Origin of the sequence: Pseudobutyrivibrio sp. 49 (genome assembly GCF_900100545.1) — a bacterium.
Lineage (GTDB): Bacteria > Bacillota > Clostridia > Lachnospirales > Lachnospiraceae > Pseudobutyrivibrio.
In genome coordinates, this window is record NZ_FNDP01000003.1 from 154911 (window position 1) to 180726 (window position 25816).

General features: G+C 39.5%; 26 protein-coding genes. 24 read left to right on the plus strand and 2 right to left on the minus strand.

The window, feature by feature from the left end:
- Nucleotides 1-150 precede the first annotated feature (150 nt).
- From BLP54_RS05040 to BLP54_RS05080, 9 genes are all read left to right on the plus strand, one after another.
- A complete protein-coding gene (locus BLP54_RS05040; RefSeq protein ID WP_090167392.1) occupies nt 151-945 on the plus strand; it encodes a class I SAM-dependent methyltransferase in 795 nt (264 codons plus the stop codon).
- Nucleotides 946-1442: 497 nt separating this feature from the next.
- Entirely contained in the window at nt 1443-2252 is an 810-nt protein-coding gene (locus BLP54_RS05045) for a hypothetical protein (RefSeq protein WP_090167394.1), read from the plus strand.
- A gap of 559 nt (nt 2253-2811) precedes the next feature.
- Nucleotides 2812-4089 (plus strand): MFS transporter, encoded by a 1278-nt coding sequence (locus tag BLP54_RS05050; RefSeq protein ID WP_176754475.1) that lies wholly within the window; start codon nt 2812-2814, stop codon nt 4087-4089.
- 27 nt (nt 4090-4116) lie between these two features.
- The gene (pepF, locus tag BLP54_RS05055; RefSeq protein ID WP_090167398.1) at nt 4117-5916 is read left to right on the plus strand and encodes an oligoendopeptidase F; all 1800 of its coding nucleotides are present in this window, start codon (nt 4117-4119) and stop codon (nt 5914-5916) included.
- A 4-nt stretch (nt 5917-5920) separates the two neighbouring features.
- Nucleotides 5921-6433 (plus strand): QueT transporter family protein, encoded by a 513-nt coding sequence (locus BLP54_RS05060; protein ID WP_255405305.1) that lies wholly within the window; start codon nt 5921-5923, stop codon nt 6431-6433.
- 132 nt (nt 6434-6565) lie between these two features.
- Nucleotides 6566-7057: an RNA polymerase sigma factor gene (locus BLP54_RS05065; RefSeq protein ID WP_090167400.1), complete on the plus strand. Its 492-nt coding sequence runs from the start codon at nt 6566-6568 to the stop codon at nt 7055-7057.
- A complete protein-coding gene (locus BLP54_RS05070) occupies nt 7050-7346 on the plus strand; it encodes a zf-HC2 domain-containing protein (protein ID WP_090167402.1) in 297 nt (98 codons plus the stop codon). Before BLP54_RS05065 ends, BLP54_RS05070 begins: the two co-directional genes overlap by 8 nt.
- A complete protein-coding gene (locus tag BLP54_RS05075; RefSeq protein WP_090167405.1) occupies nt 7346-7663 on the plus strand; it encodes a zf-HC2 domain-containing protein in 318 nt (105 codons plus the stop codon). Before BLP54_RS05070 ends, BLP54_RS05075 begins: the two co-directional genes overlap by 1 nt.
- A gap of 12 nt (nt 7664-7675) precedes the next feature.
- Nucleotides 7676-8815, plus strand: coding sequence for a hypothetical protein (locus BLP54_RS05080; RefSeq protein WP_090167406.1), 1140 nt, complete (start codon nt 7676-7678; stop codon nt 8813-8815).
- Here the strand turns inward: BLP54_RS05080 and BLP54_RS05085 are convergent.
- Entirely contained in the window at nt 8812-9615 is an 804-nt protein-coding gene (locus BLP54_RS05085; RefSeq protein WP_242870629.1) for an AraC family transcriptional regulator, read from the minus strand. The genes BLP54_RS05080 and BLP54_RS05085 overlap by 4 nt on opposite strands.
- 223 nt (nt 9616-9838) lie before the next feature.
- Here BLP54_RS05085 and dapF point away from each other — a divergent pair, with 223 nt between their 5' ends.
- The 6 genes from dapF to BLP54_RS05115 are packed head-to-tail and all read left to right on the plus strand — an operon-like array spanning nt 9839 to nt 15150.
- Nucleotides 9839-10672 carry a diaminopimelate epimerase gene (gene dapF / locus BLP54_RS05090; RefSeq protein WP_090167410.1) on the plus strand — a complete coding sequence of 278 codons (834 nt, stop codon included), beginning with the start codon at nt 9839-9841 and terminating at the stop codon, nt 10670-10672.
- A 2-nt stretch (nt 10673-10674) separates the two neighbouring features.
- Complete coding sequence (locus tag BLP54_RS05095) at nt 10675-12147, plus strand: UDP-N-acetylmuramoyl-L-alanyl-D-glutamate--2,6-diaminopimelate ligase (RefSeq protein ID WP_090167412.1); 1473 nt, start codon at nt 10675-10677, stop codon at nt 12145-12147.
- Nucleotides 12134-13027 (plus strand): 4-hydroxy-tetrahydrodipicolinate synthase, encoded by an 894-nt coding sequence (dapA, locus tag BLP54_RS05100; RefSeq protein ID WP_090167415.1) that lies wholly within the window; start codon nt 12134-12136, stop codon nt 13025-13027. The genes BLP54_RS05095 and dapA overlap by 14 nt, the downstream gene beginning before the upstream one ends.
- 1 nt (nt 13028) lies before the next feature.
- Nucleotides 13029-13694, plus strand: a complete 666-nt coding sequence (locus BLP54_RS05105; RefSeq protein ID WP_242870630.1) for a rhomboid family intramembrane serine protease — start codon at nt 13029-13031, stop codon at nt 13692-13694.
- A 33-nt stretch (nt 13695-13727) separates the two neighbouring features.
- Complete coding sequence (locus BLP54_RS05110) at nt 13728-14720, plus strand: SCP-2 sterol transfer family protein (protein ID WP_090167417.1); 993 nt, start codon at nt 13728-13730, stop codon at nt 14718-14720.
- 19 nt (nt 14721-14739) lie between these two features.
- Nucleotides 14740-15150 (plus strand): HIT family protein, encoded by a 411-nt coding sequence (locus tag BLP54_RS05115; RefSeq protein ID WP_072919117.1) that lies wholly within the window; start codon nt 14740-14742, stop codon nt 15148-15150.
- On the opposite strand, the gene BLP54_RS05120 is transcribed toward BLP54_RS05115, so the two are convergent.
- Nucleotides 15131-16195 carry an undecaprenyldiphospho-muramoylpentapeptide beta-N-acetylglucosaminyltransferase gene (locus tag BLP54_RS05120; RefSeq protein WP_090167419.1) on the minus strand — a complete coding sequence of 355 codons (1065 nt, stop codon included), beginning with the start codon at nt 16193-16195 and terminating at the stop codon, nt 15131-15133. The genes BLP54_RS05115 and BLP54_RS05120 overlap by 20 nt on opposite strands.
- 194 nt (nt 16196-16389) lie before the next feature.
- On the opposite strand from BLP54_RS05120, the gene BLP54_RS05125 reads away from it, so the two are divergent.
- The 9 genes from BLP54_RS05125 to lysS all read left to right on the plus strand — a co-directional run bounded on the left by BLP54_RS05125 (nt 16390) and on the right by lysS (nt 25760).
- A complete protein-coding gene (locus BLP54_RS05125; RefSeq protein ID WP_090167421.1) occupies nt 16390-17616 on the plus strand; it encodes a cell wall hydrolase in 1227 nt (408 codons plus the stop codon).
- A 118-nt stretch (nt 17617-17734) separates the two neighbouring features.
- Entirely contained in the window at nt 17735-18730 is a 996-nt protein-coding gene (gene argF / locus BLP54_RS05130; protein ID WP_090167423.1) for an ornithine carbamoyltransferase, read from the plus strand.
- Entirely contained in the window at nt 18723-19493 is a 771-nt protein-coding gene (locus BLP54_RS05135; RefSeq protein ID WP_090167425.1) for a biotin--[acetyl-CoA-carboxylase] ligase, read from the plus strand. Before argF ends, BLP54_RS05135 begins: the two co-directional genes overlap by 8 nt.
- On the plus strand, nt 19493-19819 hold the full coding sequence (locus tag BLP54_RS05140; protein ID WP_090167428.1) for a DUF6145 family protein: 327 nt from the start codon (nt 19493-19495) through the stop codon (nt 19817-19819). Before BLP54_RS05135 ends, BLP54_RS05140 begins: the two co-directional genes overlap by 1 nt.
- Nucleotides 19820-20590: a type III pantothenate kinase gene (locus BLP54_RS05145; RefSeq protein ID WP_090167430.1), complete on the plus strand. Its 771-nt coding sequence runs from the start codon at nt 19820-19822 to the stop codon at nt 20588-20590.
- 8 nt (nt 20591-20598) lie between these two features.
- On the plus strand, nt 20599-21582 hold the full coding sequence (gene dusB, locus BLP54_RS05150; protein WP_090167432.1) for a tRNA dihydrouridine synthase DusB: 984 nt from the start codon (nt 20599-20601) through the stop codon (nt 21580-21582).
- Nucleotides 21583-21684: 102 nt separating this feature from the next.
- Nucleotides 21685-22164 (plus strand): transcription elongation factor GreA, encoded by a 480-nt coding sequence (gene greA, locus BLP54_RS05155; RefSeq protein ID WP_090167434.1) that lies wholly within the window; start codon nt 21685-21687, stop codon nt 22162-22164.
- A gap of 67 nt (nt 22165-22231) precedes the next feature.
- Nucleotides 22232-23617, plus strand: coding sequence for an MATE family efflux transporter (locus tag BLP54_RS05160; protein WP_090167436.1), 1386 nt, complete (start codon nt 22232-22234; stop codon nt 23615-23617).
- 100 nt (nt 23618-23717) lie between these two features.
- Complete coding sequence (gene lysS, locus BLP54_RS05165) at nt 23718-25760, plus strand: lysine--tRNA ligase (RefSeq protein ID WP_090167438.1); 2043 nt, start codon at nt 23718-23720, stop codon at nt 25758-25760.
- Nucleotides 25761-25816 lie beyond the last annotated feature (56 nt).

A 25816-nucleotide genomic window follows, 5' to 3' on the forward strand; every position in this document is an offset into this window, starting at 1 on the left:
AACTTGATTTTGATTTTTTAATGCTACGACGCAGCCCATCGCCGAAGGCGATATAAAATGGCTGCGTCTTCCCGCTAGCAAGCCAAAAACTAAATTACTAATTATTAGAGACCTCATACAACGTATGAGGTCCTTTTTTAAGGAGAGCCAATGACTAACTTAGAAGAATACTACAACAAATTCAACGAAGACAAACGCTTAAACAGTCGCCATGGAATCATGGAATATACTGTGACCATGAAATATGTCCACAAGTACTTAGATATACTTGCCGAGGAAACTGGCAAGTCTAAGTCTGAAATCCAGATTCTCGATATTGGTGCTGCCACAGGAGGTTATAGTATTCCTCTCTGGGAAGAAGGCTATGATGTTACAGCAGTAGAACTTGTAAAACACAACCTTGGTATGCTCAAGGCAAAGGGCACAGGTGTAAAAGCTTTTCAGGGAAATGCAGTGAAGCTTAAAAGATTTGAAGAAAACAGTTTTGACTTCACATTACTTTTTGGACCTATGTATCACCTCAAGACCCGCGAAGAGCAGCTGAAAGCTTTATCAGAAGCAAAAAGAGTTACCCGTCCAGGTGGATATATTTTAGTCGCATATGTCATGAATGAATACGCATTCCTTACATACGGAATTAAGGAAGGTCATGTCTTAGAAAACATTGCAGATGGAAAGCTTGATGAAACCTTTCATGTGCGCCCCGCTGAAGATGACCTTTACATGTTTATGAGAACAGAAGATATAGAGAGTCTTAATGCAGAAGCAGGCTTGGAGCGCATGCAGATTATCTCCCCAGATGGCCCAGCAAATCACATGCGCCGCGAAGTCAACGCCCTTACAGAAGAACAGTTCCAACAGTTCATTAATTACCAGATGTCAGTCTGTGAAAGAGCTGATTTACTAGGAGCTTCTGCACATACTGTAGATATATTAAAAAAGTAAAGTAGGTTGCAAAAGGCAGTGCTATTTACGCATAACAAAATGGCACTGCTCATTTTGTTGGTCTATATGATGTTTGAGTAGTATATATAACTCGAAAGTAGTCCAAGTACTGCTCAGAAATTGTTTATTTAATCGTGCTTGGCAGTTTAAGAATATAAATAATTCATAAGCACTGCTGTTTTGGCAGTGCAATGTTGGGAATGTATAAAAGTACTGCTTTTGAAGCAGTATTATAAAGGTGCTGTAGTAATTCTACTGCCTACATGGCAGTATGAGATAAGGATAGGTTAAAAAAGTACTGCTTGTTTGTAAATTAGAAAAAAGGAATTGGCTCAAAATACTGTTTTGAGGGCAGTGCAGAAAGATGAGAGTATGCATTACACTGCTATATTGGCAGTGAAAAAAATAGAAAGAATTATAGCACTGCTTTTTTAAGAGAAATTGAGAAGAAAAGTATAATGGAGGGGATAAATTAAGGTGACAAGAGAGGAGGAATAATGATACAGGATTCGAGAGCAATAATAGAGAATCTGTCATATATAAATGAGTTAGTAGAGAAATCCAACATAAACCTGAGAAAATATAAGGGATTGGAAAATATACATGTGCAATCATGTTATAGCAATGGACGTGAGCAGTTATATAAATATGATTCTGACACAGGGAAAAAGAAGTATATTAAAAGAGATGAGATATCTGGTTATGCAAATATAATACAGCGAGATTATGAAGCTGTTGTAAATAAAAAGCTTATTTCTATGCAAAAAATACTTTCCAGAGTTATCAAGGAGCTTCCAAAAACAGAACTTATAGAAATAATGTCTATTTATGATAAACAACCTGCGAGTAAAAGAAACCTGATTGTTCCAATGATTGAGAGTAATGAAGAATATATAGCAAGGTGGCTAGAGGAACATAGCGGAGGGAAGAATTCATATCCTATAGATAATGGAGTTTATACTGCGAAAGGTGAGTACGTAAGGTCAAAATCAGAAAAGATTCTTGCAGATTTGTTCGAAAAATATAGCATTCCATATTGCTATGAGCCAAGTTTTCGACTCAATAATGGAAATGTAGTATATCCAGATTTTGTTATATTAAATGTTAGGTTGCGAAAGACTATATATTGGGAACATTTGGGATTAATAGATAGAGAAGATTATGCAAATAGAAATTTCAAGAAGCTGGATGACTATGATATGAGCGGATTGGAATTGGGTGATAATCTCATAATAACAATGGAATCAGATGCTAGAGGATTTGATTCCAGAAGATTTGAAAGAAAAATAAAAAAGTATTGTTTATAAGTGGTGAAAAATTTGAATGCAATATTAAAATTGCAATCTTTAGGCAAGATGTACAAAAACTAAACGCCGAAATTGTATAATTTATACACTAAGTCAGTAGAATTATCTGAAAATCGTGCTATCCTATAGGCAGATAAGAAAAGAGTTTATAGGAGGTTTTTATTATGAACATTTTCAGAGAGTTATTTGATAGCGAAAACGGAACAGTGATGACATTCATTGATTATTTAAAGAGCGGTTACATCGACTAAGTCGAGTAACCGTTTTTTATTACACTAAAGTAAAATCTACAATTATTTTATGTTGACGCATAAAAATCAGTATGCTATTATTTTACGCAGATTAAATAAAAAGAAAGGAGGACGCACTAATGAGCATTTTAAATTTTGGAAATGCAAAAAAATTGAACACTTGTTACTTTAAGATTGGTGCGCTCTCTTTGTGTGAATAGAAGCGTATAGCATTATCGTATTTACGAATCCAACCCCTTGAAGTAATTATTCTTCAAGGGGATTTTTTTGTTTACACAAAGGGACGCATGGCTTACGTAGGAGGACTTATGACGGATTGTACTATTACAAATCAAATTGGTGAGAATAATAAATTGTGGACCAGAGATTTTACAATCATAACAATTGGTAGTGTGGTTTCAATGTTAGGGAATGCTTTGGTTGGATTTGCAATGAGTCTAATGGTACTGGACTACACAAATTCACCGATGCTCTATGCAATATATATCTTTTTATATACATTGCCACAGCTTGTTATGCCGATTGTTTCGGGTGCGATTTTAGATAGATTCTCGCGAAAGAAAATGATATATATGTTGGATTTTCTCAGCGCAACTATATATTTGTTAATGGGAATTCTTATCGGAATGGGAATGTTTAATTTCGTAGTATTTGCGGGAGTAACATTTTTGCTTGGTTCTATAGAAAGCTCTTATATGGTTGCATATGATAGCTTTTATCCGCTTCTTATTAGTGAGGGATGTTATCAGAAGGCTTATTCAATATCAAGTATGCTTGAGACCATGGCAATGTTTATGGTTCCGGTGGCAACATTTGTCTATAACCTGATTGGAATAGCCCCTCTTATGATGTTAAACGCAGCTACATTCTTTGTAGCAGCTGTTTTTGAAACTCAGATAAGCCACAAGGAAGAATACATTGATAAGCAAAAAGAAAGTATAAAGGGTGAAGACATATCACATACGAAGCGAATGCTTATGGATGTTAGGGAAGGCTTCCAGTATCTTCATGAAGAAAAAGGATTACGAGCAGTTGCTCTATATTTCTTCTTTAGCTGTTTGGCAGGAGGTGCAATGACTGTTATGTGCTTGCCATATTATAAGGGTAACTTCGAAAATGGAGAATACATATACATAATGGTTATCGGAATGAGTTTTGTTGGTAGAGCAATAGGTGGAGGTCTTCATTATAGATTTAAGCTTCCAACAAAATATAAATATGTTATAGCACTTTGTGTATACTTATTTATAGGACTTGCTGAAGGAACATTTATGTTTTTACCTATAAATTTAGCAATGTTTTTCAGCTTCTTCACAGGAATTGGAGGAGTTACAAGTTACACTATTAGAATATCATCCACACAGAATTATGTACCAGATGAGAAGAAGGGCCGATTTAATGGCGCATTACTGTTGTTGATGACATCGGGTTCTTTGATTGCACAGTTGCTATCAGGAATAATGTCAAAATGGGTTGAAGCTAGAATAGTGGTATTAATCTTCAACTTAATAGCAGTTGCAGCAGCGATTATTATCATAGGCGGAAACAGAAAAGCGGTAGCAGAAATTTACAATACAGACAACTAAAATATATAGAGAATAAGGAGAAGAAAAATGGCAGAGACATTAAAGAAAAGAAGCGAAGTTCCAGTTGAATTAACATGGGATACATCAAGGCTATTTAAGTCATCAGAGGAGCTTATGTCAGGGCTTGAGGATTTCAAGAAACTCACAGCTGACATGGTATCAAATTACAAAGGTAAGCTTACAGATGCAAAGGCAATCAATGAATGTCTGGATAAGCTCAATCAGTGGAATGTTATGGCAGACCACTTATATAACTATGTAGAGTTAAATGTATCTGTAGACTACACAAACGCAGAAGCTCAGAAGGAGCAGGCAATTGTTATGAGCGAGTTTTCAAAGGCTCTTAGCACAGTATCTTTTGTAGATAGTGAGCTGGCAGAGGCTCCAAAGGAGTTAATTGAGGAGGCTATCAAAACAGCCACAGTTGGAAAGCATTATTTAGAGGATGTTGAGCGTCAGCGTCCACATCGTCTTACACCTGAAACAGAGGCAGCACTTGCTGCACTTCGTGAGACAGTGCAGGCTCCATACACAATCTACGAGACAAGCAAGCTTGCAGACATCCAGTTCCCTGATTTTGAGGTGAATGGTGAAAAGCATCCACTTGGATATTCATTATTCGAGGATAACTACGAGTATGAAAGAAATACAGAGGTTCGTAGAGCAGCCTTCGATGCATTCTCAAAGAAGATTCGCGAGTACATGTACACAACTGCAACAGTATACGGCAGCCATGTTCGTACAGAGAAGACTATTTCTGAATTACGTAGATACGATAGTGTTTTAGATTATCTTCTTTTTGAGCAGAAGGTAACACGAGAAATGTATGACCGTCAGATTGACCTTATCATGGAGAAGCTTGCACCTCACATGAGAAAATATGCAAGACTTTTAAAAGAGGCTAATGGTCTTGATAAGATGACATATGCTGATTTAAAGATTGCTTTAGATCCTGATTATGACCCACAGGTTACTATCGAGAAGTCAAAGGAATACATCATAGATGGTCTTTCAATCATGGGTCCTGAGTATAAGGAAATGCTTGAGACAGCATATAAGGAGAGATGGGTTGACTTTGCCCAGAACATCGGTAAATCAACAGGTGGTTTCTGCGCAAGCCCATATCAAAAGGGTTCATACATCCTTCTTTCTTGGAACGACAGAATGAGTGATGTATTCACACTTGCTCATGAGCTTGGTCATGCAGGACATTTTGCAGCCTGCGGCAAGGCCCAGAGTGCACTTGATGTAGAGGTTTCAAACTATGTTGTTGAGGCGCCTTCTACTATCAATGAGCTCCTTATGGCAGAGTACCTTAAGGAAAAGAGTGGCGATGACAAGCGCTTCCGCAGATGGGTTCTTTCAGCTCAGATTTCAAATACTTACTATCACAACTTTGTTACTCATCTTCTTGAGGCTGCTTATCAGCGTGAGGTTTATAAGCTGGTTGATAAGGGTGAAGCAGTGCCAGCTGAGACATTAAATGAAATCTATAAAAACGTCCTTAAAAAGTTCTGGGGCGACGAAGTAGAGCTCACTGAGGGCTGTGAGCTTACATGGATGAGACAGCCACATTATTATATGGGCTTGTATTCTTACAGCTATAGTGCTAGTCTTACTATCGCGACACAGGTTATGAAGAGAATCCGCAAGGAGGGTCAGCCTGCAGTCGAAGATTGGAAGAAGACACTTGCAGCAGGAGGCACAGTTACACCAGTAGAGTTTGCAAAGATGGCTGGTGTTGACGTGACAACAGATGCAGCGCTTCTTGATACAATCGATTACATCGGAAGTATTATCGATGAAATTGAACAGATAGGAGTATAAGAAATTGAATAGTAACGAGAACAAAAGTAGAAATAAGATTTTGTTAATTACACAGGGTGCTATGATTGCAGCACTTTATGTGGTACTTACATGGGTTGCAAACGTACTTGGTCTTGCAAATGGTGCCATTCAGGTTAGATTTTCAGAGGCACTTTGCATTTTGCCTATCTTCACACCAGCAGCAATCCCAGGATTGTTTGTAGGATGTCTTATTTCAAATATTATAAATGGTTGTGTAATTTGGGATATTATTTTCGGAAGCTTGGCAACACTTATCGGAGCTTTTGGAACATATTTCCTTAGAAAGACAAAGTTTATTTTTACATTGCCACCAGTAATAGCGAACATGGCTATTGTACCATTTGTTCTTCGTTATGCTTATATGGTTGAGGATGCATACTGGTTCCTCGTAGTTACAGTTGGTATTGGCGAAGTTATCAGCGTGTGTATACTTGGTTTTATCCTAAAAAAAGCATTGGACAAAAATAAGAAAGCAATTTTTGAACAGGAAAAATAGAGATTACCAGGATGTGAAATTTGAGGTCAGAAATGGCCTCAAATTTTTTTTGCAAAAAATGTAACGAATACAGAAAAAAGGGGACTAATATAGTAGAATCGAAAAAGTGAGTAAGAAAGGAGGAGCCACAGCTTGAATATAAAGAAAATATGTGAAGATTATTATCCGCTCGTGTTAGGCTACCTTCTTACACTGACAAATGGTAACAAAGATTTAGCCGAGGATTTGACTCAGGATACCTTTTATAGAGCAATCAAAAATATAGAAAGTTTTCGAGGTGACTGCAAGGTTTCCACCTGGCTTTGTCAGATTGCAAAGTACACATTTTGGCAGTATCTAGATAAATCAAATAAATATAAGCAGGTTCCGCTTGACGAGGTTATGAATATTTCAGCAGGTGAACTGGTGGAAGAAATGTACATCAGGGAAGAGACCAACAGAGCCATGTATGAAAGTATTGAAAAGCTTGATAGCCAGACAAAGGATGTAATGTTATTTAGATTGACCGGTGAGATGTCATTCAAAGAAATAGGAGAGCTTTTGGATAAAACAGAAAACTGGGCTCGTGTTACTTTTTATCGAGGAAAGGCAAAACTAGGAAAGGAGATGAATAGCTATGAGTAAATTTGAATGTGAATTAGTTAATGATCTTCTTCCAAGTTATATTGAAAAGAAAACATCAAGCCAGACCAATCAATTTATAGAAGAGCATTTTAGAAGCTGTGATGAATGCAGAGAGCTGTACGAGGCAATGATTGAAGAGGTGAGTATTAAAAATCAGCCTATGCCTTACAAGAAAAAATTCAGAATTAACAGCATAGGAAAAATGATATTAATAGTTTTAGGATATTTAGCTGTTGTGATAATTGGATTAGTAGTGTTCACTTACATTATGACAAACGGGGTAATTTGATGGAAAAGAATAATATACCATGCAAAATAATAGAGGATTTGCTGCCTTCATATATGGATGAAATATTGTCTGAAGATGTTAATGAGGCGGTGCAGATTCATTTGGAAAGCTGTGAATCTTGTAGAAAAAGGCTTAGTGAATTGAAACTAGAGAATGTTGAAGAAAAAGCCCAGATAGAGAAAAATGAAGCTGCTTTTGTAAAGGGAATAAAGAGATATAAACATTATGTAATTGGTATGGCCATAGGTGCAGGAATTCCAATAATGGCTTTTTTGCTGTTTATCCTGTGGGTATTTGTTATATCAATGAGCAGTTAAAAGGAGAATGAAATGTTACAGAAGAAAGGTACAAAAATTGCAATAGGTATTATAGGTGGATTAGTTATTGGCATTATCACAGTACTAGCTGTTATCTTTATATTTATCTTATTGTTCTTTTTTGGAGGTCCACCAAAGGTAACTAAGGACGTTGAAAAATATGAGCAGACAATGGAAGAGAATCTAACTCGTGAATATGGAAAGGCCAGGACAGAATTCATAACATTTCCTAAAGAAATTCCTACCAGTGCATTTGAGCAGGATACTAAGCCAGAATTTTATAATTCTTTTCAGGACACATGGGATGATCCTACCTATGAAGTGTATTTAAAATGTCAGTATAGTGATGAGGACTATGAAAGCGAAATAACTAGGCTTAACACATTGAAAAGGACATACACTCAGTATGATGATAGGAATAAGACACTTAAAAAGGAAAATACAGACAGATTTAACTATCCTCCCTATATAGCAATTGATCATAATGACTATTCTTATGAGTATGCGCTGGATTTAGGTGATGACAGTATTGCTTATATTTATGTTGCTTATAAGAGTTCTGTGAAAAGTCTAAAAAAGATTCCTAAGGAGTATTTACCTACAGATTACGAGGAAAGCTTGACACTAGAAAATGGTAGCTATTTTAATACAACATATGAAAACAGCACTGCTTATAACATATATGAAGTGCCATTGCATAAAGGAAATAGCGCTGTTCATGGATTGAGCGCATACAATTTAGTGGAATTGCAAAATGCGTGTGATGGTATTTCTGGACTAGCGATTTTCCCAAATGATATAAGTAATCTAAAAGATGGTTCATTTGTATATAGAAGTGATGACGAAAAAGTACTTGTAGTTTTAGAAGCAGTATACTCTGAGGGCGATTATAAGACAGAAGAAGACAGATTAAAAGATGAGGAGTATATGTGTGCTACATATGATGACTCAAGCTATAATTATCCTGCCTATGTTTTACGTGCAGGGGCAATAACGGGTCTTCCGGAAGATATTATGGATGAAAATGATAAAGCAGATATTCATGAATATGCCCTAATGGATAAGCCTAATAATAAAATAATATATGTTCTAATAGCATATCCTAAAGAGCAGAATTTGAGCCTGTACGAAGACTATATAGCGATAAATTAAAATGACAGCGAGGCCTGTGACTCAGCCTTTTTACGAGGGCTGGTGCCATAGGTCTTTTTGTATGCCCTAAGGAAGGTGGAGTATGTTCCAAAGCCAGCCTGTTCACTGGCATCGACGATAGAGGTGCCGGCATCAATTAGAGCCTGGGCAGCGGAAAGACGCTTCATGGTTATGTAGTTTCCAATCGTGTAGCCAGTCTCATCCTTGAAGGTGTGCATAAGATAGTAGCGGGAAAGATAAAACTGGGTGGCGATAGTTTCGACAGACAAATCACCCGTAAGATTTTCATTGATATATTGAATAATTGAATTAATCTTTGTACCAGAGTAACTTGTGGAGATATATTCTACCTCGTCGCTGATGGCTGCACGATTTAGTTGAACCATAAACTCTAAGAAAAGAACTTGCATGAAAAACTCATTAGCATAAGCATCCTTACCAAGATTATTAATCAAAGCATTTACAGCAGAAGCTACAGGTGAATTTTTAAAAGATCTCAAACGCAAAACATGAGAGTTATTTTCCATTGCATTTCTAAAGCAATAAGACAAATCATTTTCCTCTTTACTATATTCATCCAAAAATTCCTTAGATATATAGATGATGATTCGCTCATAGGTGGAGTTGTCATGAAAAATAGGACGGTGAACTTCGCCTGCGTTTACAAAGACTATATCGTTAACCTGCAAATCGAAATTCTGACCTTCTATGGAATAGGAAGTATTTCCAGATAAATGAATTAAAACCTTATGGAAATCATGATAATGGAAATCTATTTCACCTAGGTTCGAATCTGACAAATGAAAAATTTTAAAGTTGGAATATAGGTAACCTTTTTTGCTATATTCGGTCATAGTGTTCACCTTTCCATAACAAGTTCATAGTATTATCCTAGCTTGAGTATAAATCTCAAGAGCACTATTTGCAATATTTTAAACACTAACTGACATTATCTCATTAGAAAGTGCGGTGTATACTCAAATTATAGTAAAAGAACTATCGACTGGATTCGAAAGGACAGATATGAAATTTACAAAAATGCACGGCTGTGGTAATGACTACGTATATGTAAATCTCTTTGAAGAGAAGGTTGAAAACCCAGCAGAAGTTTCTATTAAAGTTAGTGACAGACATTTCGGAATTGGTTCAGATGGACTTATCACGATTGGACCTTCTGATATAGCAGATTTCAGAATGAGAATATACAACGCAGACGGCTCAGAGGCTGAGATGTGCGGAAACGGCATCCGCTGCGTAGCAAAATATGTTTACGACCACAAGCTTACAGACAAGACTGAGATTTCAGTGGAGTCAGGCGCTGGCATCAAATATCTCACATTATATGTAGAGAATGGTAAGGTGCAGCAGGTTCGTGTAGATATGGGCGAACCAATTCTTGAACCATCACAGATTCCAGTAGTCTACGATGGAGATAAGGTTATCGATGCTCCAATCGAGGTTGGTGGAAAGACATGGAATATGACCTGCGTTTCTATGGGAAACCCACATGCAGTTGTGTTTGTAGATGATACAGAGAGCTTTGAGCTTGAAAAGTATGGTCCACAGTTTGAGAATCACGAAAGATTCCCAAAGAGAACCAACACTGAGTTTGTTCAGGTGCTTTCAAGAACAGAAGCAAATATGCGAGTGTGGGAGCGAGGCAGTGCCGAGACCTGGGCATGCGGCACAGGTACTTGCGCCACTGTTATGGCTTGTATCTTAAATGGAAAGACTGAGGACAAGGTCCTTGTGCATCTTAGAGGTGGAGATTTAACTATCGAATACGACCGCGCGACAAATCACGTATTCATGACAGGTCCAGCAACTGAGGTATTTAACGGAGAAATCGAGGTTTAATAATGAAATTAGTAGATTTATTAGATAGATTAGATTATGAGCTTTATGCAGGTGAGCTTGATCGTGAAATCAGCACACTTACATATGATTCAAGAAAAGTAGAGAAGGATAGCGTATTCGTTTGTATCTCAGGTACAGTTAGAGACGCACACGATTTCATCCCAGATGTAATCGACAAGGGTGCCAGCGTTATCATCATCGAAAAGGACGTAGAGCCAGTTGATGGCGTTACATATATTAAGGTAAAGAACAGCCGCCAGGCACTTGCTTTCACATCAGCAGCATACTTTGGTCATCCAGCTGAAAAGCTTAAGACAATTGGTATCACAGGTACAAAGGGAAAGACTACAACTACATACATGGTAAAGTCTATCCTTGAAAAAGCTGGTATTAAGACAGGCCTTATCGGCACAATCGAGTCAATCGTTGGTGAGGAGCGCATTCCAGCTGTGAACACTACACCAGAGTCTTACCGTGTACAGGAGCTTTTTGCTCAGATGGTAGAGGCTGGACTTGATGCAGTTGTTATGGAAGTAAGCTCACAGGCTCTTATGCTTCATAGAGTATCAGGATTTACATTTGATATTGGTGTATTTACAAACCTTGAGCCAGATCACATCGGTGATAACGAGCACAAGGATTTCGAGGATTATATGCACTGCAAGAGTCTTCTTTTCCAACAGTGTAAGACAGGTATCTTCAATGGCGATAGCGAGCATATCGAAGGTATCTTAAAGGGTCACACTTGTGAGGTTATTAAGTATGGCTACGGCAAGGAAAACGACCTTATTGCTGAGAATGTTGAGCTTCTTAATGAGCACGGTGCTCTTGGAGTTCGCTACCACATCACAGGTAAGGAAGATATGACAGTAGAGGTAAATGTACCAGGTACATTCTCTGTTTATAATTCACTTACTGCAGTAGCCATTTGCAAGCAGTTTGGTGTAACTGAGGACAAGATTAAGGCAGCTCTTAAGGACGTACATGTAAAGGGACGTATCGAGCTTGTACCAGTATCAAAGAAGTTTACAGTTATGATTGATTATGCTCACAATGCGATGGCGCTTGAGAGCCTTCTTACAACTCTTAAGGCTTATGAGCCAGGCAGACTTGTGTGCATGTTTGGTTGCGGTGGAAACCGCGCTAAGAGCCGTCGTTTTGAGATGGGTGAGGTAAGCTCAAAGCTTGCTGATCTTACAGTTATCACTTCAGACAACCCTCGTAATGAGGAGCCTATGGATATCATCAATGACATCCTTACAGGTGTTAAGAAGGCTGACGGCGATTATGTTACAATCCCAGACCGCAAGGAGGCTATTCGTTATTGCCTCGTAAATGCAAAAGAGGGAGATATTGTAGTTCTTGCAGGTAAGGGCCACGAGGACTATCAGGAAATCAAGGGTGTAAAGCACCATATGGATGAGAGAGAGCTTATTGCAGAGGTTATTAAGGAGGACGGCAATGACATTATTTAAGGGCGCAGGAGTAGCATTAATCACTCCATTCAATGAAGATGAGACCGTAAATTATGACATGCTTGGAACTCTTATTGATAGACAGATTGAAGGCGGCACAGATGCAATTATTGTATGCGGCACTACAGGTGAAGCTGCTACCATGAGCGAAGAGGAGAAGCTTTCAGTAGTGGAATATACTGTAAAGCGCGTAAATCATCGCGTTCCTGTAATTGCAGGTTCTGGTGCTAACAGCACACGTCTTGTTATCGATTTATCTAAGAAGATTGAAGCACTCGGTGCTGATGGACTTCTTATAGTTACACCTTTCTATAACAAGGCTACACAGGAGGGCTTATACCAGCATTACTCTACAATCGCTAAGGAAATTGACCTTCCTATCATTATGTACAACGTACCTAGCCGTACAGGATGTAATATCCTTCCAGAGACAGCCTTAAAGCTTGCTCTTGAGTTTAGAAACATCGTAGGTATTAAGGAGGCAAGTGGAAACATTTCACAGATTACAAAGCTTGCCAGCCTTTGTCGTGGATGTCTTGATATTTACGCAGGAAATGACGACCAGATTGTACCAATCCTTTCACTTGGCGGTGTTGGTGTTATTTCAGTATTATCAAACGTTGCACCAAAGGGCACACATGACATGGTTATGTCTTACTTAGAGGGCAATGAAGATAAGGCTCGCAGACTTCAGCTTGATTACCTCGAGCTTGTAGATGCGCTTTTCTGCGAGGTAAATCCTATCCCTGTTAAATCCACTATGAATATGTTAGGATTTAATGTAGGTAGTCTTAGACTTCCACTTACAGAGATGGAGGATAAGCATAAGGTGGCTATGAGCCAGTTGCTCAGCAGAATGCCACAGGAAATGCTTGCGTAGTGTGAAAAGTAATAAAGAAGATTTTATAAATCCAAAAAACGGTCCAGTTACATTTTTATTAGTGGCAATTAATATAATTGTCTTTCTTGTGCTGGAATTAATGGGAGATACAGAGGACGGCACCTTTATGCTTCTAAATGGTGCCATGAATCCGTATCTCGTTTTATATAATCATGAGTGGTATCGCCTGTTTACGGCTACATTTATGCACTTTGGAATAGATCATTTGGCTAACAACATGCTTCTTCTATTCCTTTTGGGGCAGATTTTTGAACGTGCAGTAGGTACCACAAGATATGTGGGAATCTACTTAGGCTCCGGTCTGGCAGGTTCCTTTTTGTCGTTCTTCTATATGTGCCTGGTGGGAAAGAATGATATCGTCGCAGGAGCTTCCGGAGCGATATTTGGCATAGTTGGTGGAATGATAATCGTTGTAATTGTAAATAAGGGAAAATACAGTGGAATCAGCACAAAAAGAATGATTTTTATGGCGCTGCTTACGTTATATTTTGGATTTGCTACAGCTGGCACGGATAATGTGGGGCATCTTGGAGGGTTGCTAGCAGGTATTGTTTTTACATTCATCAGTTACGGAATCCCTACTCTCATTAGAAATTTAAGAAATAAGGGTTCCGTTGATTTTGAAGAGGAAAATCCCTATACTTAAAATTAAGGGAGAGAAGGTTCGCGGGGGGCGATTATGAAGGTAAACATTTACTATGGCGGTAGAGGTCTACTTGAGGACCCTACACTTTATGTAATCAACAAGATGGAGCAGGTGCTTACCGAGCTTCAGGTAGAGGTTCATCTTTACAAAATCTACGAGCAGAAAAATACAATCTCCATGCTTCCACAGACTATGAAGGATGCAGATGGAATTATTCTTGCCACCACAGTAGAATGGTTGGGAATTGGCGGATACATGAATCAGTTTTTGGATGCGTGCTGGCTCTATGCTGATAAAACCGCTCTTGCCACCACATACATGCAGCCAGTGGTTATGTCCACCACATATGGTGAACGTGAAGCCATGGTTACACTTGAGAATGCATGGGAGATTCTTGGCGGATTACCATGCTCAGGTTTTTGCGGGTATGTGGAGGATGTAAAGGAGTTTAGAGAGAATTCCGAGTATGCCCACATTATAGAAAAGAAAGTGGAGACCCTTTACAGGACTATTTCCCAGCATACAAAGGGATTGCCTACCAGTAATCAGGCAGTTACCAGAAGTATATTACGCACGCAGCAGCTGGAGCTTTCTCCACAGGAGACGGAGCAGCTTTCAAAATTTGTTTCTGATGATGAATATGTTCAGACTCAGAAGGCAGATATTGCAGATCTTACCAGCATGTTCAGGGATATGATGGGCAAAAAGCAGGAAGATGGCACAAACGAATATATAAACGATTTTGAGATTCACTTTAAGGGAAATCCAGAATTTGCTGCAAAGTATCTCTTTATGATTGACGGCAAAGATAAACCACTTTTCCTTGGAGTTTCAGGAGACCAGATGGATTGTCACTATGGTAAAGAAGACAACATCGATGTCTATATGAAGCTCAATGGCAATATAATGGATAACATAGTGGCCGGAAGAGAGACCTTCCAAAGAGCTTTCTCAGTTGGAGATATGACGGCTAAGGGTAATTTTAGAACCCTTAGAACCCTTGATGAGATATTTACATTCAATTAAATAAATGGAGGATAATGTAATGAAGGACAACAATTGTATTTTCTGTAAGCTTGCGAATGGAGATATTCCAACAAACTCTATTTACGAGGATGATGATTTCAAGGTGATTCTTGATGCATCCCCTGCTACAAAGGGACATGCACTTATTTTACCTAAGAATCATTTTGCTAATATCTTTGAGATTGATGATGAGGTGGCTGCAAAGGTACTTCCTCTTGCAAAGAAGATTGCAAATAAGATGATGAAGGAATTGGGCTGTGATGGCATTAACATCTTACAAAATAATGGTGAAGCTGCCGGACAGACAGTTCACCATTATCATGTACATGTTATTCCTAGAACTGCTGGTGATGGAGCCATCAAAGAATGGGATCACCTGACAGTTAGCGATGCTGAAACAGCAGAAATAGTTAAGAAGCTGAGCTTTTAATTAAATCCATAATAACTTTATTGGCGTCCAGTAATTTGCTGGATGCCATTTTTTCTTTTATTTCGTCGCGACGAGCATATACATCCTGTACGCTTGAAATAAGTAAATTCGATGTAAGAGTTTCCTCTTGAAGTACAGTTGAAAATCCCTGCTTCTCATAGCTTTCTGCGTTAAGAATCTGATCGCCACGGCTTGCCTTGGCAGAAAGTGGAATCAGGATGTTAGGAATCTTAAGTGCAAGAATCTCGCTGATTGAATTAGCACCTGCGCGGCTAATCATAATATCTGTCATAGCAAAAATGTCGTTAAGCTGTTCACTAATAAATTCATACTGTTGATAACCAGCTTTACCAATGAGCTCATTGTTGATATTTCCTTTACCCACAAGGTGCACAATCTGGAACTTCTCAAGAAGAGTATCAAGTGATTCCCAAACTGCATTATTAATGAAGCGAGAGCCAATGCTTCCACCCATAATGAGAAGAACAGGCTTTTCATTATTAAAACCGCAGAATGAAAGTCCGGCTTCCTTATTACCAGTGAAAAGCTCCTGACGAATAGGAGAACCAGTGTGTACAGCTTTTCCATCAGGAAGATACTTCATTGTCTCAGGGAAATTGCAGCAAACCTTGGTAGCAAAAGGGATAGCAAGCTTGTTTGCAAGACCTGGAGTCATATCTGATTCATGGATGATGGCTGGGATGTGCTGACGACCGGCAGCCATAACAACAGGGACAGAAACGAAACCACCCTTTGAAAATACCACATCAGGCTTAAGATGCTTGAGAAGCTGATTGGCCTCTGAAAATCCCTTAATAACACGAAATGGATCAGTAAAATTCTTCCAATCGTGATAGCGACGAAGTTTTCCGGAAGAAATACCATAATAGGTAATACCGGCGTTTTCAACCATCTTTTTTTCGATTCCATTATAGGAACCAATGTAGAATATCTCGTAACCTTCTTGTTTTAAATAAGGAACAAGAGCTAAATTTGGTGTGACATGACCAGCTGTACCGCCACCTGTCATTACTATTGTTTTCATATGTAAATCCTCGATATTTTTTTAATGTGCAAGCCATGGTGAAAATGGCTACAAACACTATAATATCAAGACTTCTTCAAATGTCAAATTGACGAAATTTGACTTTTTTATGTAAGAATGTTATATTATCAAACGTAACAAGTTTGTAATATTTTGTATTTTTTGTAAAAGCTATATTAAATCAGCGGAGGATTATGATTAGAAAAAGCAATACCATTTCTTCATTCTATACAAAGAACAAGAAATATTTAAACAAGCAAACCGTGCAGTCAGCAGCTCTATCGATGGCCATGGTACTTTTAATCTCAGGAGCTGTAGTTTGTGCCCCTTCAGAAAGAAAGGTTACAACAGATGTTGATATTCAGCCAGCTAGTACAGCAGGTGTATTTTCTGCGGTTTCAGCAATGGAGCTCTCAGCTGGTGGTTCTGATTTGAACTATGCGTCTGCAGATGTTTCTGTAGTTGCAGCTACTTCAGATCAGGTTAAATTTGATGATGATATTTATGATGAGTGGTCAGATAAGGTAATGGCAAAGGATATTAATGATTACCTTTCTATCCGCAAGGATGCTGATCAGGAGTCGGAGGTTATAGGCAAGCTTCGTCCAACAGACATTGCTACATTAATAGATGTATTTGATGGTTGGTACGAAATCGAGTCTGGAAATGCTCACGGTTTTGTTTCAGCAGATTATTGTATTACAGGCATTGATGCATATGAGTATGCTTTAGATGTATGTGACACATATGCTACAACAGATGTTAATGGTCTTCGTATGAGAAGCGAGGCTTCAGAGGACTCAAAGATTGTCACAGTTGTTTCTAAGGGAACAAAGCTTGAAGTAAATGATGATGCAGAAGAAGTTGACGGCTGGGTAGCTGTTACTTCAGGAAATAAGACAGGATATGTCAAAGCTGATTATGTAGATGTCGATATGGCTACTAGCGAAGCTATCACTCTTGAGGAAGAGGCGGCAGCTAAGAAAGCAGCTGAGGAAGCTGCAGCAAAGAAGGCCGCTGAGCAGGCTGCTATGGCAGAGCAGGCAAAGATTGCAGCAGCAGAAGCAGCTGCAGCAAAGCAGGCTATTATTACATCGGCTGATGATGTTACTCTTCTTGCAGCAATCATTCAGATTGAATCAGGTAGTGAGTGCTACGAAGGTCAGGTAGCAGTAGGAGCTGTTGTTATGAACCGTGTTCTTAGTGGTTCATATGCTAATAATGTAGAGGGCGTTATCTTCCAGAAGGGCCAGTTTGCCACATCACGTATGTCTTCAGTTATTTCAAAGGGACCAAAGGCATCTTGCATTCAGGCTGCACAGGAAGCTATGGCAGGTTCAGATCCTACAGGTGGTCTTACACACTTTAGACGTGCTGGTTCAAAGGATGGACTTATCATTGGAAACCACGTATTCTACTAAAAATTTAAATAATGTATAAAAATTTTGCTCTTGGGCTTTACCCAAGAGCTTTTTTAATATATACTGTATAAAAATCCATAGTGAATGAATATTTATACATGAACAAAGGAGGTACGTTATGGACTTAAAGGGAAAGAACTTTTTAAAGATGTTGGACTTCACACCTGAGGAAATCAATGGTTTGATTGATTTGTCTTTACAGCTTAAGGCAGAGAAGAAACAGGGAAAGTCACAGAAGAACTATATGGCTGGAAAAAATATTGCATTAATATTTGAAAAGACATCTACACGTACCCGTTGTTCTTTTGAAGTGGCAGCTTATGATATGGGCGCAAATGTTACTTATCTAGATCCATCTGGCTCACAGATTGGAAAGAAGGAGTCAATTGCCGATACAGCACGTGTACTTGGTCGCATGTACGACGGTATTGAATATCGTGGTTTTGAACAGACCATCGTAGAGGATTTGGCTAAATATGCAGGAGTGCCTGTATGGAATGGTCTTACCAACGAGTCTCATCCAACACAGATGATAGCAGATATGATGACAATCAAAGAGCATTTTGGAAAGCTTAAAGGAATTAAGTTTGTATATATGGGCGATGCCCGTTATAATATGGGTAACTCACTTATGGTCACATGTGCAAAACTGGGTATGGATTTTGTGGCTTGCACAAATAAGAAATATTTCCCAGAGGCATCATTGGTAGAAAAATGCCAGAGCATTGCAAAGGAGACCGGTGCTACAATTACTCTTACAGAGAATGTGGCTGAGGGTTGCAAGGATGCTGATGTGGTATATACTGATGTATGGGTATCAATGGGAGAGCCTGACGAGGTATGGGAGGAACGTATCAAAGAGCTTTCGCCTTATCAGGTTAATGCCAAGGCATTTGCATATGCAAAGAAGGATGCAAAGTTTATGCACTGTCTTCCAGCATTCCATGATTTAAATACCACCATCGGTAAAGAGATTCATAAGAAGTTTGGAATCGACTGTATGGAAGTTACAGACGAAATATTTGAAAGTGAGCGTTCAATAGTCTTCGATGAAGCTGAGAATCGTATGCACTCAATCAAGGCTGTTATGTACGCAACATTAGGAAATGCTTAACGAAATTAGATATGAGTATTTTGAATCGGTAGATTCAACCAACGATAGAATTAAATCACGAGCCCATGAGGAAGAGTCTCAAGGGCTCGTGATTTCTGCTGGTCAGCAAACTGCAGGAAAGGGACGTATAGGAAGAAAGTGGGAGTCACCATCCCATGATTCTATTGCTACTTCAATGTTGCTAAGACCAGATGAGATAAAGCTTGAAGCCATACCTACGATTACTGTTGTGGCGGCCATGGCTGTTAGAGATGCCCTGTATCGTATATACGGATTAGATGGACAGATAAAGTGGCCAAACGACATCGTCATCGGTGGAAAGAAAATCTGCGGAATACTTACCGAGATGGAGATGAAGGATAATAAAGTCTGGTTTGTTGTAGTTGGCATTGGCGTAAATGTACACAACCGTACCTTCCCAGAAGACATTGCCTTCAAGGCTACATCAGTAGATTTAGAGCTGGAAAAAGTAGGTGGCGGACAAGGTCATAGAGAAGAACTTACAAAAGAGATATGGAATAGTTTCAAAAAGTATTATAATATCTTCATTGAGACACAAGATATGACAGGGCTTAAGGAAGAATATGAGAAGCATCTTGCCAATCGCGGTAATCGTGTTAGAATAGAAGACCATGAGAACTCTTACGAGGCAGTTGCCATTGGTATTAATGAAAAGGGGGAGCTGATTGTAGAGGTGGACAGCGAAGAAAGGATAATCCGCACCGGAGAAGTTTCGGTACGTGGAATATATGGATACGTATAATGGAAGATGAAGTAGTACTTTGTGGCGCCAGCTGCTACACTAAAAAATATTATTTAAATCCAGATTTCGAGGGACTCCCTCCAATGGTAAAGGATGAGCTGAAAATTATGTGCGTTATGTACACAGAGGAGGTCAGCGGTACCATCCAGATGATTTATGATGAGGACGGTAGCCTTCGCATTCAGGTAGATCACAATGAGGATGACCTTCTCTATGATGAGATTGGGTCAGCCTTGATAGTAAAGCGAATGCAAAGAGAGCGCGAGGAATTATTCGAGGCGCTTGAAACATATTATAAAGTAGTATTCTTAGGGGAGGGCATGTAGATGCTTCTTACAATTGACGTTGGAAATACAAATATCACTTTAGGTGTTTTTGATGGCGAGGAGCTTTTAGGAAGCTTCCGTGTTACTACAAAGATTAACCGTACATCAGACGAATTCGGAATCACCTTCCGCGAGATTCTTCGTTCAAACAACTTGGATTATACAAAGATTGATGATGTAATTATTGCATCCGTTGTTCCTAACGTAATGCACTCTCTTACAAGTTCAATCATTAAGTATTTTGATATTCAGCCTATCATTGTTGAGGCTGGAATTAAGACAGGTATCAGAATTGCTACAGAAAATCCTAAGCAGATTGGTGCAGACCGTATCGTTGATGCAGCAGGTGCTTACGAGCTTTATGGTGGACCAGTTCTTGTACTTGACTTTGGAACAGCTACCACTTATGATTTGGTGGATGCAAATGGAGCATTCGTTTCTGGAGTTACAGCACCTGGTATTCGTATCAGCGCGAAGGCCCTTTGGGAAGATGCTGCTAAGCTTCCAGAAATTGAGATTAAGAAGCCTGAGAAGATTCTTGCAAAGGAAACAATATCTTCTATGCAGGCAGGTCTTGTGTATGGACAGATTGGTCAGACAGAATATATAGTTAAGAATATGATTAAAGAAAGTGGTTATGAGAATGTTAAGGTTGTAGCTACAGGTGGTCTTGGAAATCTTATTTCTAGCGAGACTCAGTGCATCGATATTTACAACCCAAACCTTACACTTTACGGTATGAAGTTTATTTACGATAAGCAGAAGAAATAATCGAGTTTATGATAGAAAAATTACAAATTGGAAATGTAACTTTAGAAAACAATTTGATTTTGGCACCAATGGCAGGCGTAACAGACCTGCCATTTCGTTTGCTATGCAAGGAACAGGGAGCAGCCCTTTGTTGCATGGAAATGGTCAGTGCCAAAGGGATTATGTATAACAATAAAAATACAGAAAGCCTGCTCACTGTTGATGAGCGTGAGCGACCTGTCAGCCTACAGCTTTTTGGTTCCGACCCTGAGATTATGGGAGCCATGGCTGCAAAGATTGAGCACAGAAATTTTGATATTTTAGATATCAATATGGGATGCCCAGTGCCAAAGGTTGTTAATAATGGTGATGGCTCTGCCCTTATGAAAAATCCAGTATTTGCTGGAAAAATCATCGAGAGCATGGTAAAGGCAATTAATAAGCCTGTTACTGTTAAGATTCGAAAGGGATTTGACGATGAACATGTTAACGCAGTAGAGATGGCGCATGTGGCTCAGGAATCCGGTGCAGCAGCAGTGGCAGTTCACGGTAGAACTCGCGAACAGTTTTACTCAGGCAAGGCTGATTGGAGCATCATCGCAGATGTAAAGGCTGCAGTAAACATTCCTGTAATTGGAAATGGTGATATCCTTGATGCAAAGGATGTTATCGCAATGAAGGAGCAGACTAATTGTGATGGCTTTATGATAGGCAGAGGAGCTCAGGGAAATCCATGGATTTTCCATCAGATTCTCCATTACTTCGAGACAGGAGATATTATTGGAAAGCCTCCTATGGAAGAGATGGTAAAGACTATGCTTCGTCATGCAAAGCTGCAGATTGAATTTAAGGGAGACTACCTTGGAATCAGGGAAATGCGAAAGCATGCAGCCTGGTATACCGCAGGATACAAAGGGGCCAGCAAGCTCCGTGGGGCAATAAATAATGTTGAGTCATATGATGATTTAGAAAAACTTTTTGAAAGTTTTATGAACCAATATGGGAATTCTTGACATCAATATGTGTGTGGCTTATAATTCAAAAAGTTACTAAGATTTAGAGGGATTTTATGCGTAAAATCCATTGAAAAATACATCCGATTGGAGAGGAAAATTATGGAAGCAAAGAAGAATTTACTTACAGCCGAAGGACTTAAAGTATTAGAGGATGAGCTTGAGGATCTCAAGGTCAATAAACGTAAAGAAGTATCTCAGAAGATTAAGGAAGCCAGAGAGCAGGGTGACCTTTCAGAGAACGCTGAGTACGATGCAGCTAAGGATGAGCAGAGAGATATCGAAGCTCGTATCGAAGAAATCGAGAAGATTCTTAAGAATGCTGAGGTCGTTACAGACGAGCATGACACAAAGAATATTAACATCGGTTGGACAGTTACACTTCTTGATGTAGAGTTCGACGAGGAAGTTGAGTATAGAATCGTTGGTTCTACAGAGGCTAACAGCCTTAAGGGCAAGATTTCAAACGAGTCTCCAGTTGGTAAGGCTATTCTTGGACACAAGAAGGGCGATACAGTTACAGTTGAGACTGAAGCTGGTGAGTTCCAGTACAAGATTCTTGCAGCAAAGAAGTCTAAGTAATTTATGTGATTTATGGCGTCACAACCCGATGGGTTGTGGCGCCTTTTTTTCTTACAAGGAGGACAAAATGCTAGCAAAATTTAAAAAGACATTTATTGGTGATAAAGCTTTTTACAGGAGATACATTTTTCTTGCAACTCCTATGATTATCCAAAACTTCATTACAAACTTTGTAAGCTTTTTGGATAACATTATGGTAGGCCAGCTTGGACAGGAAGCAATCTCTGCCGTCGCAACAGTTAACCAGCTACACTTTGTATTTGCATTAGCAATATTTGGTGCAGCCTCAGCAGGAAGTATTTATGGCGCTCAGTATTTTGGAAAGGGAGACCACAAAGGTCATATGTACACTTTCCGCTTTAAGCTTTATGCGACTCTGCTGGCAACCTTCGTAGGTATTCTGATTTTCAATGTATTTGGTAGTCAGCTGATTTCACTTTTCCTTACAGAAAGTGAAGGTGCATCACCAGAGCTTGCTTTGGAATACGGTCTCCAGTATCTATCAATAATCCTTGTGGGACTTATACCATTTGCAGTAAATCAGGCCTATGCTACAAATATCAAAGAAACAGGTCAGACAGTAGTTCCTATGGTGGCAGGTATGGTTGCGGTAGCAACAAACGCTATCTTGGATTATTGCTTAATCTTTGGTTTTGGACCATTCCCAGAGATGGGTGTAAGAGGTGCAGCTCTTGCTACAGTTATAGCCAGATACATAGAGTGTGCAATCGTATTGATATGGGCACATTCTCATAGGGAGCTCAATAGATATCTGGAGGGAGCCTATACAGGATTTGGTTTGCCAGCAAACGTATTAAGACAGATTCTTATAAAAGGCGCACCACTTATGCTTAACGAAGTGCTTTGGGCAGCAGGTATGAGTATGGTTACTCAAAGTTACTCAGTAAGAGGAATGAACGTACTGACAGCACTTAGTATGTCAAACACTATAGCGAACCTTTTCAACATTGTATTCATTCAGCTTGGTGCGTGCATCAGCATTGTTGTTGGTCAGTACTTGGGAGCTGGTGAATTGGAAGAGGCAAAGGATGCAGATAATAAGATGATAGCTTTCAGTGTATTCTGCTGTACAATCATGGCTATTATGATGTTTGCATTTGGAGGTCTGTTCCCACGTATATACAACGTTGCGCCAGAGATTCGCTCTCTTGCAACAAGATTTATTGCAGTGGCAGCCATTTGGATGCCTTCCTGCAGCTTTAGTCACTGCTCATATTTTACACTTCGTTCAGGTGGAAAGACTCTTGTTACATTCCTTTTCGACTCAGTGTTTACATGGGTTATAGTTGCACCATGTGCATTTGTTTTGGCTCATTATACTGGTCTTGGAATCGTATGGGTTTACTTCCTTGTACAGGGTACAGAGCTTATCAAAAACATCATGGGATACTTCATGGTGAAGAGTGACGTTTGGCTTGTACAGATGGTTTAGTACGCCCTTGACACCTAGAGTTTTCTAGGTCTATAATTGAATGACTTTTTATGTAATTACTAATCTAATTAAATATATATGAAATAACAAAGGAGAAAATATGGCACAGCAGAACAATGGTGGCAGCCAGGATACAAATCAGTTACTTCAGGTTCGCCGCGAAAAGCTTGCTGCACTTCAGGAGGCAGGCAAGGACCCATTTCAGATTACAAAGTTTGACCAGACTCATCACACAGATGAGGCTAGAAATTTATACGAAGAGCATGAGGCTAAGCTTCTTGCAGGTCGTCAGCCAGTAAATACAGATGGCATGGACGAAGAGGCTGCAAAGCAGGCAGTTAACGATGATTACAATGAGCGCCGCGAAATCATGGATGCTCAGCCAATCCACGTTAGCATTGCAGGACGTATGATGTTCAAGCGTGTAATGGGTAAGGCTAGCTTCTGTAACATACGTGACCGTAAGGGTGATATTCAGGTTTATGTTGCAAGAGATGCAATCGGTGAGGATTCTTACGCTGATTTCAAGAAGTCTGATATTGGTGATATCTATGGTATCAAGGGTTGGGCTTTCAGAACAAAGACAGGTGAGATTTCAATCCACGCTGAGGAGCTTACACTTCTTTCTAAGTCTCTTCAGATTCTCCCAGAGAAGTTCCACGGACTTACAGATACAGATATGAGATATCGTCAGAGATATGTTGACCTTGTAATGAACAAGGATTCTCGTGACGTATTTGTTAAGCGTTCACTTATGATGAAGGAAATCCGTAATTTCCTTGCAGAGCGTGATTTCATGGAAGTTGAGACACCTATCCTTGTTTCAAACGCTGGTGGTGCAGCAGCTCGTCCATTCGAGACACACTACAACTCACTTAACGAGGATGTTAAGCTTCGTATTTCTCTTGAGCTTTACCTTAAGAGACTTATCGTTGGTGGTTTCGAGCGTGTATACGAAATCGGTCGTGTATTCCGTAACGAGGGTGTTGATACTCGTCACAATCCTGAGTTCACACTTATGGAGCTTTACCAGGCATACACAGATTACGAAGGTATGATGGAGCTTACAGAGACTATGTTCCGTCGTCTTGCTGAGAAGGTTGTTGGTTCTACAAAGATTTCTTACAACGGAATTGAAATCGACCTTGGCAAGCCATTTGCTAGAATGACAATGACAGACGCTGTAAAGAAGTTTGCAGGCGTTGATTTTGATACTATTGCTGATGATGAGGCAGCAAAGGCTATCGCTCGTGAAAAGGGCGTTGAGTTTGAGGAACGTCACAAGAAGGGTGATATCCTTAACCTCTTCTTCGAGGAGTTCTGCGAGGAGAATCTTATTCAGCCTACATTTATTACAGATCATCCAATCGAGATTTCTCCACTTACAAAGAAGAAGCCTACAGACCCTACAAAGGTAGAGCGTTTCGAGCTCTTCATTAATACATGGGAGATGTGTAACGCATACTCAGAGCTTAATGATCCAATCGATCAGAGAGAGCGTTTTGCAGCACAGGATGCTAACGCAGAAGCAGGCGATGATGAGGCTGAGCACACAGATGAGGACTTCCTCAACGCACTCGAAATCGGTATGCCACCTACAGGCGGTATCGGTTATGGTCTTGATCGTCTTTGCATGTTACTTACAGATAGTCAGGCTATCCGTGATGTACTCCTCTTCCCAACTATGAAGAGTCTTGATGCACCAAAGAAGAGCGGTGCAGCAGAAGAGGCAACAGGCTTCTTCACACCAAACAGCCAGATTGATTTCTCAAATGTAGCTATCGAGCCATTATTCGAGGAGTCAGTTGATTTTGAGACATTCTCTAAGTCAGATTTCCGTGCTGTAAAGGTTAAGGCCTGCCAGGCAGTTCCAAAGTCAAAGAAGCTTCTTCAGTTTACACTTGATGACGGAACAGGCACAGATAGAACAATCCTTTCAGGAATTCATGAGTTCTATGAGCCAGAGGAATTAGTTGGCAAGACACTTGTAGCAATTACAAACCTTCCACCACGTGCTATGATGGGTATCGAGTCTTGCGGTATGTTACTTTCAGCAGTTAACAACCTCAAGGATTCAGACGGTGAAGAGCTTCACCTTCTTATGATTGATAACCACATCCCAGCTGGTGCAAAGTTATACTAATAAAAACATTCAAAACCTTTTTGGATAGTAATATCCAAGAAGGTTTTTGTTTATAC